The sequence below is a fragment of the Halomonas sp. SCS19 genome (assembly GCF_040147015.1).
Classification (GTDB): Bacteria; Pseudomonadota; Gammaproteobacteria; order Pseudomonadales; family Halomonadaceae; genus Halomonas; species Halomonas litopenaei.
In genome coordinates this window covers 2,223,478-2,239,322 of the sequence record NZ_JAMSHN010000001.1, presented here as the reverse complement: position 1 = coordinate 2,239,322, position 15,845 = coordinate 2,223,478, and the positions used below count along the sequence as shown (strand labels likewise).

Genomic DNA, 15,845 nt, shown 5'->3' with positions numbered 1-15,845 from the left:
GAGCACCACCGTCGGGATCTAATCCTCAGTGAGCGACGCCTTGCCATCGCCTGGTGGCTACCGTTCTTTCTTCTCGAAACCCTTCTCCGACTCCTTCCGCGAATCCTTCCCCGAATCGTCCTTGCCACTGGCGGGTGTGGCTCGCTTTTTCGTCTGTACCGCGCGACGAACCTCATGCAAGCGCTGCTTCGCCAGGTGAAGGCGAGCAATGAGCTCCTGACGGACCCTCGGGTCGACCAGTTCGTCTGCGTTCTCACGCCCCATCTCCAGAGCATCGAGGCGCTTCTGGATACGCTCCAGCTGCTGTCTGCGCTTGCCCAGCAATGCCTTGAGCGTATCCAGGGACATTGTGTCGATACCCGGTGTCGGCGCAGGTGACGGATACCGGGGTGCTTGCGGCTCGCCATCGTGGCGTGGCCCATTGCCGGGGCCGCCGGTGGCCTTGGCCTTGGCCTTGCTGTCACTGTCCTGGTGATAGCTGCGAATGGCGTCTCTGATATCGTCAAACCAGAACGCCTCGCCATGCTTCAGATAGATGCCTGCCTGGCACAGTTCGCGCAGTATGCCTTCGCTGTGGGAGACCATGACCAGGCTTGCGCGATTGACCCTGTCCTTGAAGGCACGGGTCGCCTTGGCCTTGAATACCCGATCGCCCACCGAGGTCGCCTCGTCAGACAGATAGACATCGAAATCAAACGCCAGCGACAGACCAAAATTGAGTCGCGCACGCATCCCGGAGGAGTAAGTACGAATCGGGTCATCGAAGGCCGGCCCGAGCTCTGCAAATTCCTGCACCTTGTCGATGATGGCTCCGACGTCACGACCACCACCATGGACACGGGCAACAAACTTGACGTTCTGACGGCCACTCAAGGCCCCCTGAAAACCTCCGGCCAGTCCCATCGGCCAGGAGACCCGAGCATCGCGCCGGATAGAGCCCCTTTCAGCCGTATCCATGCCGGCAATCAATCGCAGCAGGGTCGACTTTCCCGCGCCATTTCTCCCCAACACTCCAACGCTTACGCCGTGGGGGATGGTCAGGTTGATATCCTTCAACACCCAGTCCCTGACCTTGTGATGGTGATAGCGCTTGTAGAGGTGTTCTATCTGGATCATTGCGCCATCAGCCGATGTCGAAACCGAAGGTGTAGCATCAATCCTAGTGACAGCAGTGCCAGCGTCACCATCCAGTAATAGGGGGCACTGGTACCAGGGACCTGCCAATACCCTTCAAAAAAACCGCCACGTAGTCGCTCCAGACCATGAACAATCGGGTTGAGCAACAGGTACTCACGCATCCAGTGGGGCATGTGATGGATCGGGAAAATGACACCGGATAGGATCAACAATGGCATGATCATCATCCGTAGCACGATCGCCACCTCGGCGATGAGGGTGGCAAGCACGGAGACAATTAGCCCAAGCGCCAGGCCCAGCAGCCAGAGCGAGAGCCACCACGCCAGTGCCAACAGGGCGTCGTCAGGTGCCAGCGCCTCGACCTTGAGCAACATGCCGCCGAAGATGAACAAGAGAAATATCAGTGATCGCAGAAGCCCCTCCAGGGCGTTGCGCACCAACACCGGGTCCACGGGCCTGACCTGCCGATAGGCGAACAGCGCCTGGTTGGCCTTGATGGCTCCCAGCCCTCTAATCATCCCTTCGCGAACCAGAAAAAATCCCATCAGTCCGACCACCATCCATGGGATGAAAGGGGCTCCCACGATAAGGGCGTCTCCGCGGATGAGACTGCGGATGGCCACCATGATCAGTGTGAAGAACACAGGTTCCGCGATCATCCAGAACCAGCCCAGGCGATCCGACATGGTGCGCGCAATGGCCTCTCGCAGGAACATGGCGTACCAGACGCTACGCGTCACCACCCAAGGGTGGCGTTGCACGGAGTTGCCAATCATCGACATGCTGCCCCCCTCTAGAGATCGATCGCCACCTTGGTGGCCACGGCAATCTGATAAAGGATCTGGGTCAGGCTGGTTGCCAACTGAAGATTCTTGGTGGGGACAGCCGGCATCACCAGAATCTCGTCTCCTGCACGCAGGGTGATATCGTCGGCATTCCGCACCGCGCCGTTCTGGCGAACCACCAATATGTTGTCCTCATCGCCACGCTGGGTAAGACCACCTGCGGCATCAAGATAGTGGTCGAGACCAGAACCCGGCTGATAGACCACCGCCTGTGGCACGACCACCTCTCCGCTGATGAGCACCGAATCCATGGCCTCCGGCAACGTGATGACGTCACCGTCCTGCAACCGAATGTCGGCAACCCCTTGATCACTGGCGACCACCAGTCGACCGCTGGGTTCGAGCTGTCGCGCCCGCGCCACAAACATCTGAATCAGCTCGGCCTCGCGAATCCTGATTCTGGCCTCCTCATCGGTGGATGACGATGTTCCCAGATAGGTCGTTTCCAGACGACGGAGACTATCCTCGAGCGCCTCTTTCTGCTGCCGTGCTACGCTTTCTCGGCGAATCGACACATTGTGGCTGGCCGACATGTCGGACAGGATGGCGACGGCGTCCAGCAACTCTCCGAGCCGGGCATCCCGCGGCAGGGCAAACCTCGACGGGCCCAGAAAACTCCCCTCGAGGGCAACCACGATGGTGCCTTCCTGATGATCTGCATTGAAGATCACCTCATCACCAGGCTGGACCTGGCGCGCGAGAAATTCGTCGAGCGTCAGGTAGGTGGCAACCGGGCCTGTTGCACGCTCTCCGCGCAGCAATACGTGAGACACACCACTCTTCAGGCGGGCCAGGCTTACCAGATCGCTGCCACTCAACTGGCCAGACTGTAGTTCGTATCGGTAGGCGCGTTCCACATCACCGGTCACCGCGATGGAGGGACCTCGTTCTCCCACCACGATAGTATCGCCGTCGCGCAACTGAGGCCGAGCGATCCTGCCATCCAGCAAAAAGTCGTAGAGATCGAAGCTGGCCAGGCGTTGCCCCTGACGCATCAGGCTAATGCTGCGATAGCTGCCAAGGGCGTTGTCGATCCCCCCGGCCTGATCGAGAAAGTACAGAATCGAATCCGAGGGGGTGCCCGCGTAACGTCCAGGGCTGTGCACATAGCCGGTGACATAGACACCGACGGGCTGAACGCCTTGCAGGTTGGTGTACACCTGCACGTTCTCGGGATAGATGCTCTGGATCGCTTCTCGAACCCGAGCATCCAACTGGCTATGGCTCATTCCCTGCACGGCGAGGGGGCCGATCGACGGGAGAAAGATATTGCCTTGGGCATCCACGGGCACCACTCGATCGAATTCCACCGCCCCCCATGCTCTCAGGGTGACCTGATCACCAGGTTTGATGCGATAGTCACGGTTGAGCCCATCTGCCATGGTGCCTCGAAACCCACCGGTAAAGAGGTTGGCGCCAAAGGGAGGAAGCAGTTCCACATCGATCGGTGACGGTATCGAGGGCGGCCCGTAGCGATCGTTGCTCCAGTTGGCGCGAGGCGAGTCATTGATCGTCCCTTCATCCGTCTGCTCCCGGGCCTGAGGCAAGATATCGTCCGGCAGGGCAATACCCTGCGCAGCGACCGAGTTCGCCATCGACCAGCTCACCATCAGCAACAACACAGGCAACGCCAGCCGTCTTGCCAGATACAGCACCGCCCTGCCGAGCCGTTCATCCATGATCGTCATCACCAGGTCTCCGCTCCGTTGTACAGCGCCGTTACCAGGCGACTGGTAAACCAGGCGCCTTCTCCCGACTTGCAGGCAACGGCCGCCAGTCGATCCCCGTTGCTCCGGCGAGTCACTGTCAAGTGACGACATATGCGCCTGCTGGCAGAGAAGTAGGGGGAGTCAGCCACCACCTCCACATTCGCTCCCCAGGGGCTACTCGATAGTGTGGTGGCGCTCCCGGCGGGGGTTTGGGCAAGAAACCGCGACAAGTCGCTGGAGGCAGGGATCCCGGAAGGCTCGCTCATGATCCCCTGGGCACTGTTCGGCTGGGTAAGCGGACGCTGAACACAGCCGGTGATCAGCACCGTAGCAAGAAGAAGCGTGACCGTGGCACCCCGGCGAAAGACGCTTTTCCTCGAAAGACCCGAGGCCCTTTCAGGCGCCCTTCCATCGGCTGGAATCGACCTTAAAAACGTGCAATATCGAAGCATAATCATAGCGAAATTCCCGACGTCGTCATGCGATAAACGACGAATAACTGTTACAGATGTTTTAGCAATTTCGCAATAATATCTTGCTCGCTCATTATCTCGGTATTGACGGAAACCTCTGGCTTCACAGGCGCCTCATAAGGACTATTGATGCCAGTGAAATCCAGAATCTTGCCTTCCCTCGCCTTCTGATACAATCCCTTAGGGTCTCTCTCTTCACAGACATCCAGGGGCGTATCGACAAACACCTCGACAAAATCATCGCTAAGAAACAGCGCCCTGGCCGCCTCTCTGTCTGCTCGAAACGGCGAAATAAATGCGGTAATAACGATCACCCCAGCCTCTGCGAACAGCCGAGCAACCTCACCGACTCGCCGAATATTCTCCGCCCTGTCCTGCTCCCCCATGCCAAGGTCCTTGCATAGCCCATGCCGGACATTGTCGCCATCCAGCAGCATGGTGTGATACCCGCGTCGATTGAGCTCCACCTCCAGAGCATTGGCGAGGGTCGACTTGCCGGAGCCCGATAACCCGGTAAACCAGACGCAGCAGCCACGGTGGCCATTGATCCTCTCTCGCATGGTCTGGGTTACCGTGGTGCGGTTCCACACCACGCTGGCCTTGCTGTCGTGTTTGCGGAATTCGTAGGGCAGCTCCGCATCCGACGGACTGTGGATCATCCCGGCACCGACGGTAAGATTGCTCAATCGGTCGATCAGAATGAAGCAGCCCGTGCCAGGGTGGGTACGATAGTCGTCGACAGGTATCGCGGTGGTGAGCTCGACACGGCAACGCGCGATAGCATTGAGATCCAGCTGCTCCCCATGCCGTTGCTCCAGGGTGTTGACGTCCACCAGGTAGTCGATGGCGACAACCTTTCCCGCAAGGTCCCGAGTGGCCAGCTTGATGTCATACAATTTCCCGGGTTCCAACGGGGACTCGTGCATCCACACAATATCGGCCACGAATTCCGACCGAAGCGGCACCTGATCATCGACCCCGACGATCCAGTCTCCGCGCGATGCATCGATCTCGTCGCACAAGGTGATGGTCACCGCTTGTCCGGGAAATGCCGCATCGAGATCACCATCCATGGTAACGATGCGCTTCACCTGACTGGTGGTACCGCTCGGCAGCACCTTGACCGCCAGTCCGGGAGTCAAGACACCGGAGCTGAGGGTGCCCGCGTATCCCCGGAAATCCAGATTGGGGCGGTTGACGAACTGAACCGGCAAGCGCACATCTCGCAGATTCTGGTCGTGCCTGATCTCGACCTCTTCCAGCAGCGTGAGCAGGCTGGGGCCGTCATACCAGGGCATCTCGCTGCTGGGCTCGACCACGTTGTCGCCTTTCAGCGCAGACAGCGGGACAAAATGTATATCCCGGGCCTCGAGTCGATCCATGACGAGCCGATACTCGTCGACGATCTGCAGATAACGATCTTCGTCATACGCCACGAGATCCATCTTGTTGACCGCTACCACAAGGTGCTCTATGCCCAGCAGGTCGCAGATGAAGCTATGGCGACGCGTCTGGGTCTGCACACCGTGTCGAGCATCAATCAGTATGATCGCAAGACTGGCCGTGGAAGCGCCGGTCGCCATGTTGCGGGTGTACTGCTCATGCCCCGGCGTGTCGGCAATGATGAACTTGCGTCTATCGGTGGAGAAGAATCGATAGGCCACATCGATGGTGATCCCCTGCTCACGCTCTGATTGCAGGCCATCCACCAGTAGCGCGAGATCCACCTCGTCACCGGTGGTGCCGCTGGTGCGAGATGCCTGGGTGATGGCGGCCAGCTGATCCTCGTAGATCATCTTGGAGTCATGCAGCAGGCGCCCGATCAGAGTGGACTTGCCATCATCGACACTGCCGCAGGTAATGAAGCGCAGCAGGTCCTTGTTCTCGTGTTCCTTCAGATAGCGTTCGATGTCGCTGGCGATCAGCTCGGATTGATGGGACATGACGAATTCCTGGTAGAGGCGCAAGCCACAGCACCCGGACAAGGATGCCGAGGAGACTAGGGCTGAACCGGAGTGCAATCTGGAGACTGGAAGAGCGGAGCGTGGAGGAATGCGGCGAGCCACGCGGTCGCGGCCTTTGCCGTCTGGTGAAGCGATGGGTGTAGCCGCCTTCCCGGGAACACCACCCATCGGCAATTCGCGAGTTCAGGACAAGACGGCAGACGAACATTCATTCCAACTAATTTAGAAATACCCCTCGCGCTTCTTCTTTTCCATCGACCCCGCCTGATCATGATCGATGGCTCGACCGCTGCGCTCGCTGGTCCGCGTCAGCAGCATTTCCTGGATGATTTCGGGGAGAGTCGCGGCTCGAGATTCCACCGCACCGGTCAGGGGATAACAGCCGAGGGTACGGAATCTTACCCAGCGCTCCTGGGGCGTCTCGCCCTTCCGCAGCGGTAGTCGGTCGTCGTCGACCATGATCGTCATGCCATCCCGCTCCACCACTGGCCGCGGTGCGGCGTAGTACAACGGCACAATGGGGATTCCCTCGAGATAGATGTATTGCCAGATATCCAGTTCCGTCCAGTTGGAGAGAGGAAAGACGCGAATCGACTCCCCCTTGTTCACCTTGGCGTTATACAGGCTCCACAACTCGGGACGCTGGCTCTTCGGCTCCCACCGATGATGCCTGTCACGGAAGGAGAAGATGCGCTCCTTGGCACGACTCGCCTCCTCATCCCTGCGGGCACCCCCAAAGGCTGCGTCGAATCCATGGTGATCAAGTGCCTGCTTGAGAGCGGCGGTCTTCATCACGTCGGTATACTTGGCGCTACCGTGATCAAAGGGATTGATATCGGCCGCGACCCCCTCCTGATTGATATGCTCGATCAGCTCCATGCCGGACTGCTTCGCCATGAGATCGCGAAAGGCGATCATCTCGCGGAACTTCCAGGTGGTGTTCACGTGCATCAACGGAAAGGGGGGCGTGCCGGGAAAGAAAGCCTTGCGCGCCAGATGCAGCATCACCGATGAATCTTTGCCGATCGAGTACATCATGACCGGAGAACGGAACTCGGCTGCGACTTCTCTGATGATATGGATCGATTCGGCCTCCAGCTGTCGGAGGTGTGTCTGGCGATCGGGTAGTAGTTCCATGACGGATCGAAGTCCTCGGAAAGGGAAACACTCGCCGGCGGAATGCGTGGACTCGGCCGACTCGACCCGCGTGACGTAGCCGCAGCCGTTGGCCCGAATAGCCCACAGCAGCACCAAGGCTCCAGGCACCGGAGAGTGGGCGCGGCATGTGATCCGCGAGTTGGTGCAGGAGAGGGGCACTGGACCTGATGGCGATGAAGCACGCTACCGCCCCGGGATGTCACGGACGCCTTCCCATGCCCTGCTTCAACGAATTTTGCCCTCGACCGTGGTAGCAAACAGACGAGTAACATTGATAACGGTTCATTAACACTTGATCACAATCATCGATACTAATGTTTTTGTACTTCTCCATCCAGACACGGGCGAGGTTATTGGCGGGCAATAAACGGTTACTGCATAGAGAGTAATCCGCCTCCCTTTAACTATGCTGCAATACAAAAAAATATCTAAAAGGCCATAATCCACACACGCCAAAAAAATCAGCAAAAGATCAAAAAAATCAAAGGCATAACAAAAAAACAAAGACCAGAAAAAGCATGCTCATTGCAATAATGTCGTTACGGCATATTTAAAAGCTTCGTGCCTAGTTCTTCGGTACAATAATTAAAGCAAGTATTGGATAATTTAGGTTAGGCGTGAGTCACGACCGGCATAGAACTTTAATAATTAACTGCGACGGTATTGTTTTTCATTAAAACTTCACCATCTTGGCGAAGAACATTTCTTGATCGTCAGAAGTGCCAGCATCCAACAAATGTAATCTTCTAACGCCCCGCCTCGGCGCCAAGGCCATGAGGGGGCGCCCGGAGGGCCGCTTTTATGAGGGAGTCGCCATTGAGCAGGGCAACTAACTGTGCCGAACTTTAGCTCCCAGGCCGCTCCAGGCCACCAGGCCGGTCGACGTTCCGCCGTCACCAGGCACGTGATGACGGGCGCCCTGCAGGGCGCGGAGGAACACAAGAATCAGAAGGCAGAGGGGGACAGAGGGAGGGACAGGGGGAGGGACAGGGGGAGGGGGAGGGACAGAGGCAGAGAGGGACAGAGGGACAGAGGGACAGAGGGACAGAGGGACAGAGGGACAGAGGGACAGAGAAAGGTAGAGGCAGAGAAAGGTAGAGGCAGAGAAAGGTAGAAAGTAGATAGCGTGGGGCCTGTCATGGGAGAGACCACCAAGGGACACCGCGCGCCCCGGCATCTCTCGTCGAGAGGAGGCCGGGACGCAGAGTGCCTGCTGGCCTGGTGTAACAAGCATGGCAGGGAACAGCTCAGGCTCTGCGCCGCCAGGGGGAAGAACCTGGGCTGGAACTGGAGGGTTGAAGTGGAAGGTTGAAGTGGAGGGTTGAAGCGGGGGCCGGAAAGACCCGGCCCCCGGCCCACTAACAGGGCATCAAGCGGGGGTTGGCGCGGCAACCCGCTCGGGGTGATTGGCCGGCGCTGAGGCAGAGCTGGCAGCCTCACTCAGGGTAAATCCTGCCACCATCCGCCCCAGTCGGTCGGCCTGTTCCAGCAGGTGCTCGGTGGCAGCAGAAGACTCTTCGACCAGACTCGCGTTCTGCTGCGACATGCGGTCCAGCTCCGCCACCGCGATATTGACCTGTGCGATACCTTCGCTCTGCTCTTCCGCCGCCACGCTGATCTCGTCCAGGCTCAACGTGACGCGCCCGACCTGTTGAACGATCTCGCCCATGGTCTCGCCCGCCCGGCGCACCAGCTCGGTACCGCTGGCCACGCGCTCGCCGGAGGTCTCGATCAAGCTACGAATTTCACGGGAAGCCTCGGCGGATCGGGTGGCCAGTTGGCGTACCTCACTGGCCACCACGGCGAAGCCACGGCCATGCTCCCCGGCCCGGGCCGCCTCCACCGAAGCATTGAGCGCCAGCAGGTTGGTCTGGAAGGCGATACCATCCATCACCTTGACGATGGCGCCGATCTGCACAGAGGACTCGGTGATCGACTCCATGGTGTCCACCACCTGGTCCACCACCTCACCGCCTCGCTCGGCGACGTCGGTGGCCTCCCCCGACTGCCGCCTGGCATCGCGCGAGGCCGCCGCCGTATGCGCCACGGTGCTGGTGATCTCCTCGATCGATGCCGAGGTCTGCTGCAGGCTCGATGCGGTCGTTTCGCTGCGTCGCGACAGGTCCTGCCCTCCCAGTGCGATCTCGCCGGCGGCGACCCGCACCGACTCGCTGCTGTCCCGGATGGTGATCATCACCGCCTCCATGCGCGACACGAAGCGATTGAACGCACTCGCGATCTGGGCCACCTCATCCTTGCCGTCCTCCGGCAGGCGGCGGGTCAGGTCTCCGTTGCCGCTGGCGACGTCGGCCATGGCATCCCGCGCAATCGACAGTCGCTTGAGCGCGAGGGTCAGCAGCACGCTCAGCAGCAGCAGTGCCACCAGGCCGACGATCACCAGGGTCCAGAGCGCTGCCTGTGTCACCTGCTGAAGGCTGGCACCGGCCTCCCGGCTGTCCAGGGCAATCACCAGTCGCCAGTCGGTACCGCTGATGGGCGTGGCGAGAAGCTCGCGCTGCCGTCCGCCGATGTCTACGGTGACAGGGCGTGCCTGGTCACCCAGCTGCGTCAGGAAATCCGGCGTCAGACGCGCAGACAGCTCGGTCGCCGGCGCCAGGCTCAGCGTGGCATCAGGATGCGCCACCAGGGCTCCCTCACCATCGACAAGGAAGGCAAAACTGCTCGGCGTCGGCGCGATGTCGGCCACCACATCGATCACACCGTCGATGGTGATATCGCCACCCGCCACCGCCTCGAGCCTGCCCTCATTAAAGAAGGGTGTGGCGAAGGTCACCACCAGCCCCCCTGTGTTGGCATCCTTGTAGGGAGGGGTCACCACGGTCGCTTCAGCCTCAACGGCCTGCTGATACCAGGGGCGCTGACGCGGATCATATTCTGCGGGGGCGTCCCAGCCGTCGGAGAAGATCACATCTCCGCTCGCGGCCTCGGCCAGATACGTGGTGAGAAAGCCGCCACCGGCCTGCAATTGCAGCAGCGCCGCCAGGGGATCGGCATCGGACACTGCCGGCGCCAGTGCCTCGAGCTGGCGTGCGTGGCTCGACACCCACTCATCGATGGCCACCCGATTGCCTTCGGCGACCGAGGCCAACTGCTGCGCATCCTGGCGCTCCTGATGGTGATGCAGAATGCTGAGGTTGACCGCTCCATTGATGGCCAGGGCCACCACTATGACGGCCACGGTGGTCAGCAGGAGCCGAAATCTCAAGGAATGAATCATGTCGCTCTCTGTCAAGGGTTACGCCTTGCGGCTGCAAGGTCGACACAAGCGACTATCGGCCATCGAGAATGCCTCTTTAGCCCAAGTTTGACGATTACCCCCTTTCGCCTCCCGAATGGCTCCCGAGCGACTCATCGACGATAGGGAAATGGACCGCGCCCGTCAGGCGCTGACACCCTGCGCGAATCGTCTGGCCTGCCGACGCTCGCGCCAGGCCTGCAGCCCCCGCCACCACGAGCGCCGCGTTTTTAGCGTCATCTCGCCGATGCAGGTGTCGTCGTCTTCGTCGGACAGCTGCATGTGCGCGCTGGATTGCCCCAGCGCCAGGGCGGTGCCAGTCAGACGTTCGGCTTCCTCCCGTGAGCGCTCGACCATCTGGGCGTTGCGCTGGGTAACAGCATCGATCTCGGCCATCGCCCGATGAATCTGATCGAGGCCCTGATGCTGCTCTCCGGCGGCCTGTTCCAGTTCTGCGATTCGGCCCCCCAACTGCCCGACTGCCGCCGCTATCCCCTGGATCGACAGATCGGCGGCGCGGGACTGCCTCGCGCCATCGGCCACACTCTTGCTGGAAGCACCGGTCAGGCTGCGAATCTCGCCGGCCGCTTCGGCGCTGCGCGCCGCCAGGCCGCGCACCTCCGCCGCTACCACCGCGAAGCCTCTGCCGTGCTCGCCGGCACGGGCAGCCTCCACCGAGGCATTGAGGGCCAGCAGGTTGGTCTGAAAGGCAATATCGTCGATCAGCTTGACCATCGCCTGCACCTGGTCGGCGTGGCGCTGGATCTCGTCCATGGCCGCCGCCACCGCGGCAACGCCCTCGCTGCCCTTGCTGGCACGCTTGCCCACATCGCCCGCCAGGCGGTTGGCGTCCCCCAGATGCTGCACCGTCTGGGCCACCGTCGCCGTCAATTGCTCGAGGCTGGCGACCGTCTGCTCCAGGGCCGATGCCTGGCGCTGGGTACGGGTGGCCAGTTCGCGACCATCATCGAGCATGCGTTCGGCATTGTGACGCAGGTCATCGCTGGTCTCGCGAATCCCGCGAATGTTCTTCACCAACGCCCGTCGCAGTGACTCCACGCCCCGATACAGCTGGCCCACTTCGCTGCTGCCCATATCGGGCAGGCGACGCTCGAGTCGGCCCTGGGCCATCGCCTCGAAGTGTTCCAGCAGCTGCTTCAACGGGAACAGCAGGTAGCGTCGAACCGTCAGAGCCATTGCCATGGCCAGCACCAGAGCCAGGGTGAGCGCCGCCGCCAGGGCGAGGTTCATGCTGTCTGCCAGGTGCCTGAAGCCGGCAGCCAGTCCCTCTTCCTGCTCCAGCGCCAGGGTGGAAAAGGCCTCCACGCTATCGACAAAGGCCTGGCTCATGCTGGTCAGTCGAGCCTGGCCCGAATCATAGGCGCCAAGATCTCCCTCCTTGAGCAACATCAGCTGCAGCTCCAGGCCGGTGGATACCAGCGAGCGGAAGTGGCGCTCGAGCGTCGCCTTGTTGTCTGCCTGGGCCTCGCCGACATCGATCGCCATGAAGGCCTCGAAGGCCTCCCTGGCCTCGCTCAGCAGCGTCTCGGCAGAAGCGATCACCGGACCCGGTCGATCGAAGGACGGCACCCGCGTCAGCCTGGCCGCCCGATCCATCTCGACGCGTGAACGAAAGACCCTGGTCTGGGCAAGATTGAGCAGACGGAACTGACCGACGTGCTCGTCGCGCATCACATCGAAAGCCTCTCGTCCCTGCTGATTGGCGTAAAGGCCCAGCCCCCCCAGTCCGACCATCAATAGCAGGAAGAGTGACAACGCCAGCAGCCCGCTGGCACGTATGGAGAGCGTTCGAAAAGACGTCATGGAGCGAATATCCCTGGTTGCCCCGCTTCTCGGGCGAGCGGGTGCCGAAGGAATATCAGCAAAACATTACATAAAGATGTCGGCAGACGATGGGGGATCGCCGAGGGGGTAGCCGAGCGCGGCACCTACACCTGCATGTTCATCACATCCCTGTAGGCCGATACCAGGCGATTGCGCACCTGCTGGCCCATCTGAAAGGCCACGCTGGCCTTCTGCATGTCGACCATGACGTCGTTGAGCTCGACCCCCGGCACCCCGGCCTGGAAGGCCTTGGCCTGCGAATCGGCGGTGGCCTTGAGCTCATTGATGCGCTGGATCGACGACTTCAAGGCGTCGGCGAAGCCGGCGTCGGCCTGGGCCGCCTCGGTGTTGCCCCCCAGTGTCGGGGACGACACCTGGCTGGCCTCGCGGGCCATGGTGGTCATCTGGGCAAGGGCCGATTGCATCGCGGGAGTCGACATGACGGGTCCTGTGTCTCGTTGGCCGGTGACGGAGGCGCATCGCCTCCACGACAGCAAGCCTAACAAGAGCGAGCGCACCGTCATCGAAGCAAATGGCCGTCAAAACATGGGCTATTTCGATCATTGGCTGGTCACAGCCCCGGGATAATGGGCATCAACACAGAACCGGGCACCGCCCGCGGCCACCCGACCCACGGACCACCGGTCATGCCAATGAACAGCCCCCATTTGCCGTCCCCCGACGGGAGTCGTCCATGAGCTCAGCGGCCTCCGCCTCAAGCTCCGGCCCCCTGTCCGGGCTAACGTCCCGCTTACGCGGCAAACCCCTGATTCCCTTGATGATCGGGGGCGCCGCCGCGATTGCTCTGATCATCGCCCTGGTGATGTGGGCCTCGCGCCCACAGTACCGAGTCCTGTTCAGCAATCTCAGCGAAGCCGACGGCGGCGCCATCATCACCGAACTCGATAGCCGCGGGGTGCCTTATCGCTTTTCCGCCGGCGGCCACGCCTTGATGGTGCCGGACGACCAGCTGCACACCCTGCGCCTGCAGCTTGCCGAACAGGGCCTGCCCCACGGCGGCAACGTCGGCCTCGAACTGATGCAGGATCAGGCCTTCGGTATCAGTCAGTTCGCCGAGCAGATCAACTACCAGCGCGGCCTGGAAGGCGAGCTGGCCAGATCCATCGCCTCGTTGGGCCCGGTGGCCAACGCCCGTGTCCATCTGGCCCTGGCCAAGGACTCGGTGTTCGTACGCGAGCGTCAGCCGGCCAAGGCTTCGGTGGTGCTGACACTCGAGCCTGGCCGACGTGTCGGCGAGGGTCAGGTGGCCGCCATGGTCCACCTGGTCTCTTCCAGCGTGCCCGACCTGGCCGGTGAAGACGTCACCGTGATCGACCAGAACGGGCGCCTGCTGTCATCGGCCGACGCTGGTGGGCTGGGGCTGGACGGCTCGCAGCTGGACTACGTCGCCGAAATCGAGCGTTCCTACCAGCGGCGCATCGAGGACATCCTGGCGCCGCTGGTCGGCCATGCCAACGTGCGTGCCCAGGTCACCGCCCAGATCGACTTCTCCCAGCGTGAAGAGACCCAGGAGCGCTACACCCCGAACCAGCCGCCCGCACAGGCGGCGGTCCGCAGTCGCCAGACCAGCCTGGACATCAATGGCCAGGGTGACCTGGCCAGCGGCATTCCCGGCGCCCTGAGCAACACCGCGCCAGGTACCGCCGCGTCACCCATCGACAACGGTGATGCCGCGCAGCAGGACAACGACGAGGCCGCCGCCGATACCGCCGAACAGGAAGAGGCGTCACCGCAACGCCTGCGGCGCGATGACGTCACCAACTACGAGCTGGATCGACAGGTATCGCATGTGCAGTACCAGAAGGGAGGCATCGAACGCCTGTCCGCCGCGGTGGTGGTGAACTACCAGGACGGCGTCGATGAGGAAGGCGAAGCCACCCTCACCCCCCTGTCAGCGGAACAACTCGCCGAGATCGAGGCACTGGTGCGTCAGGCCATGGGCTTCTCGGAAAGCCGCGGCGACGCCCTGTCGGTGGTCAACAGCGCTTTCGCCCAGGCACCCGAGGTCGCAGCCCCCACCTGGTGGCAGGACCCGATGGTCCATCAACTGGCCAAGGAACTCGGTCGCTATCTGCTGATCATCCTGGCCGTCGCTCTGCTCTATCTGCTCGTGCTGCGTCCGCTGATCCGTCGTTATACCGAGGCTCCGGTGGCCCCGGCCCCCATGCCCAGCGCCTTCTCGGCACGGGTCGGCGACGACGAGAGCGACGACGAAGAGGCGTCAGAGGGTGACAGCGAGACGACCGACGGTGAGGACGCCACCTACGGCCGCGACAACCGCCGCCGGCGCAAGGCCAGCGCCTACGAACAGAACCTCAACGACCTGCGCGAGCTGGCCCAGGAAGATCCCCGCATGGTCGCCATGATCGTACGCAGCTGGATGAACGCCAATGACTAACATCGAAGCCTCGAGCGGCATCCGCCGCAGCGCCGTACTGCTGCTGGCCCTGGACGAGGACAGCGCGGCGGAAGTGTTCAAGTTTCTCAATGCCAAGGAAATCCAGCAGCTATCGAGGGAGATGACCCAGCTCGGGCAGATCTCCCACGAAGAGATGCGTCGCGTGCTGCACGACTTCCACACCGAGACCGAGGAGTTCATCGGTCTCAACATGAACTCCAGCGAGCACATCCGCTCGGTGTTGACCAAGGCGCTCGGCACCGAACGGGCCTCCAGCCTGATCGAGGACGTCCTCGAAACCGCCGGCACCAGCAGCGGCATCGACGCCCTCAACCTGATGGAGCCGTCCATGGTGGCGGAGCTGATCCGTGATGAGCATCCACAGATCATCGCCACCGTGCTTGTGCACCTCGAGCGCCACCAGGCCGCCGACGTGCTCGAGCTGTTCGACGACAAGCAGCGCAACGACGTGGTGCTGCGCATCGCCACCTTCAGCGGCGTCCAGCCGGCGGCACTGCAGGAACTCACCGAAGTGCTCACCAGCATGCTCGACGGCCAGAACCTCAAGCGCAGCAAGATGGGCGGTGTACGTACCGCGGCGGAGATCCTCAACCTGATGAACACCACCCAGGAAGAGGCTGCCATCGACACCGTGCGCGCCCACAGCGAGGACCTCGCTCAGAAGATCATCGACGAGATGTTCCTGTTCGAGAACATCGGCGACCTGGACGACCGCAGCATCCAGCTGTTGCTCAAGGAGATCGAGACCAACAGCCTGGTCATTGCGCTCAAGGGAGCCCCGGAAACGCTCAAGGCCAAGTTCCTGGTCAACATGTCCCAGCGCGCCGCCGACCTGCTGCAGGAAGACATGGACGCCAGAGGGCCCATTCGTATCTCCCAGGTGGAGACCGAGCAGAAGGCCATCCTGCAGGTGGTGCGTCGCCTGGCCGACAACGGCGAAATCGTGCTCAGCGGAGGCGACGAAGCCTATGTCTAGGACACCTCGATTCAGTGAACCTGGCACGCCGGCGAGGAGGGT

General features: G+C 61.5%; 11 protein-coding genes. 2 read left to right on the top strand and 9 right to left on the bottom strand.

Annotated elements, in window-relative coordinates; all coding sequences use genetic code 11:
* Positions 1–57 precede the first annotated feature (57 nt).
* The 9 genes from NFH97_RS09730 to fliE all read right to left on the bottom strand — a co-directional run bounded on the left by NFH97_RS09730 (position 58) and on the right by fliE (position 12,827).
* Positions 58–1,116: an ABC transporter ATP-binding protein gene (locus tag NFH97_RS09730; protein WP_108132081.1), complete on the bottom strand. Its 1,059-nt coding sequence runs from the start codon at positions 1,114–1,116 to the stop codon at positions 58–60.
* Entirely contained in the window at positions 1,113–1,919 is an 807-nt protein-coding gene (locus tag NFH97_RS09725) for an ABC transporter permease (RefSeq protein ID WP_108132080.1), read from the bottom strand. The genes NFH97_RS09730 and NFH97_RS09725 overlap by 4 nt, the downstream gene beginning before the upstream one ends.
* A gap of 11 nt (positions 1,920–1,930) precedes the next feature.
* A complete protein-coding gene (locus tag NFH97_RS09720; protein ID WP_502878710.1) occupies positions 1,931–3,577 on the bottom strand; it encodes a polysaccharide biosynthesis/export family protein in 1,647 nt (548 codons plus the stop codon).
* 92 nt (positions 3,578–3,669) lie between these two features.
* The gene (locus NFH97_RS21205) at positions 3,670–3,957 is read right to left on the bottom strand and encodes an RT0821/Lpp0805 family surface protein (protein ID WP_221621186.1); all 288 of its coding nucleotides are present in this window, start codon (positions 3,955–3,957) and stop codon (positions 3,670–3,672) included.
* A 236-nt stretch (positions 3,958–4,193) separates the two neighbouring features.
* A complete protein-coding gene (gene cysN / locus NFH97_RS09715; protein ID WP_222516331.1) occupies positions 4,194–6,107 on the bottom strand; it encodes a sulfate adenylyltransferase subunit CysN in 1,914 nt (637 codons plus the stop codon).
* A 243-nt stretch (positions 6,108–6,350) separates the two neighbouring features.
* The gene (cysD, locus tag NFH97_RS09710) at positions 6,351–7,265 is read right to left on the bottom strand and encodes a sulfate adenylyltransferase subunit CysD (RefSeq protein ID WP_045992429.1); all 915 of its coding nucleotides are present in this window, start codon (positions 7,263–7,265) and stop codon (positions 6,351–6,353) included.
* A gap of 1,390 nt (positions 7,266–8,655) precedes the next feature.
* A complete protein-coding gene (locus NFH97_RS09705; RefSeq protein ID WP_213230263.1) occupies positions 8,656–10,524 on the bottom strand; it encodes a methyl-accepting chemotaxis protein in 1,869 nt (622 codons plus the stop codon).
* A 162-nt stretch (positions 10,525–10,686) separates the two neighbouring features.
* Entirely contained in the window at positions 10,687–12,366 is a 1,680-nt protein-coding gene (locus NFH97_RS09700; RefSeq protein WP_349624751.1) for a methyl-accepting chemotaxis protein, read from the bottom strand.
* 125 nt (positions 12,367–12,491) lie between these two features.
* Positions 12,492–12,827, bottom strand: coding sequence for a flagellar hook-basal body complex protein FliE (fliE, locus tag NFH97_RS09695; RefSeq protein WP_045992432.1), 336 nt, complete (start codon positions 12,825–12,827; stop codon positions 12,492–12,494).
* Between the two features lie 254 nt (positions 12,828–13,081).
* Here fliE and fliF point away from each other — a divergent pair, with 254 nt between their 5' ends.
* A complete protein-coding gene (gene fliF, locus NFH97_RS09690) occupies positions 13,082–14,806 on the top strand; it encodes a flagellar basal-body MS-ring/collar protein FliF (RefSeq protein ID WP_108132074.1) in 1,725 nt (574 codons plus the stop codon).
* Positions 14,799–15,803 carry a flagellar motor switch protein FliG gene (fliG, locus tag NFH97_RS09685; protein WP_045992434.1) on the top strand — a complete coding sequence of 335 codons (1,005 nt, stop codon included), beginning with the start codon at positions 14,799–14,801 and terminating at the stop codon, positions 15,801–15,803. The genes fliF and fliG overlap by 8 nt, the downstream gene beginning before the upstream one ends.
* Positions 15,804–15,845 lie beyond the last annotated feature (42 nt).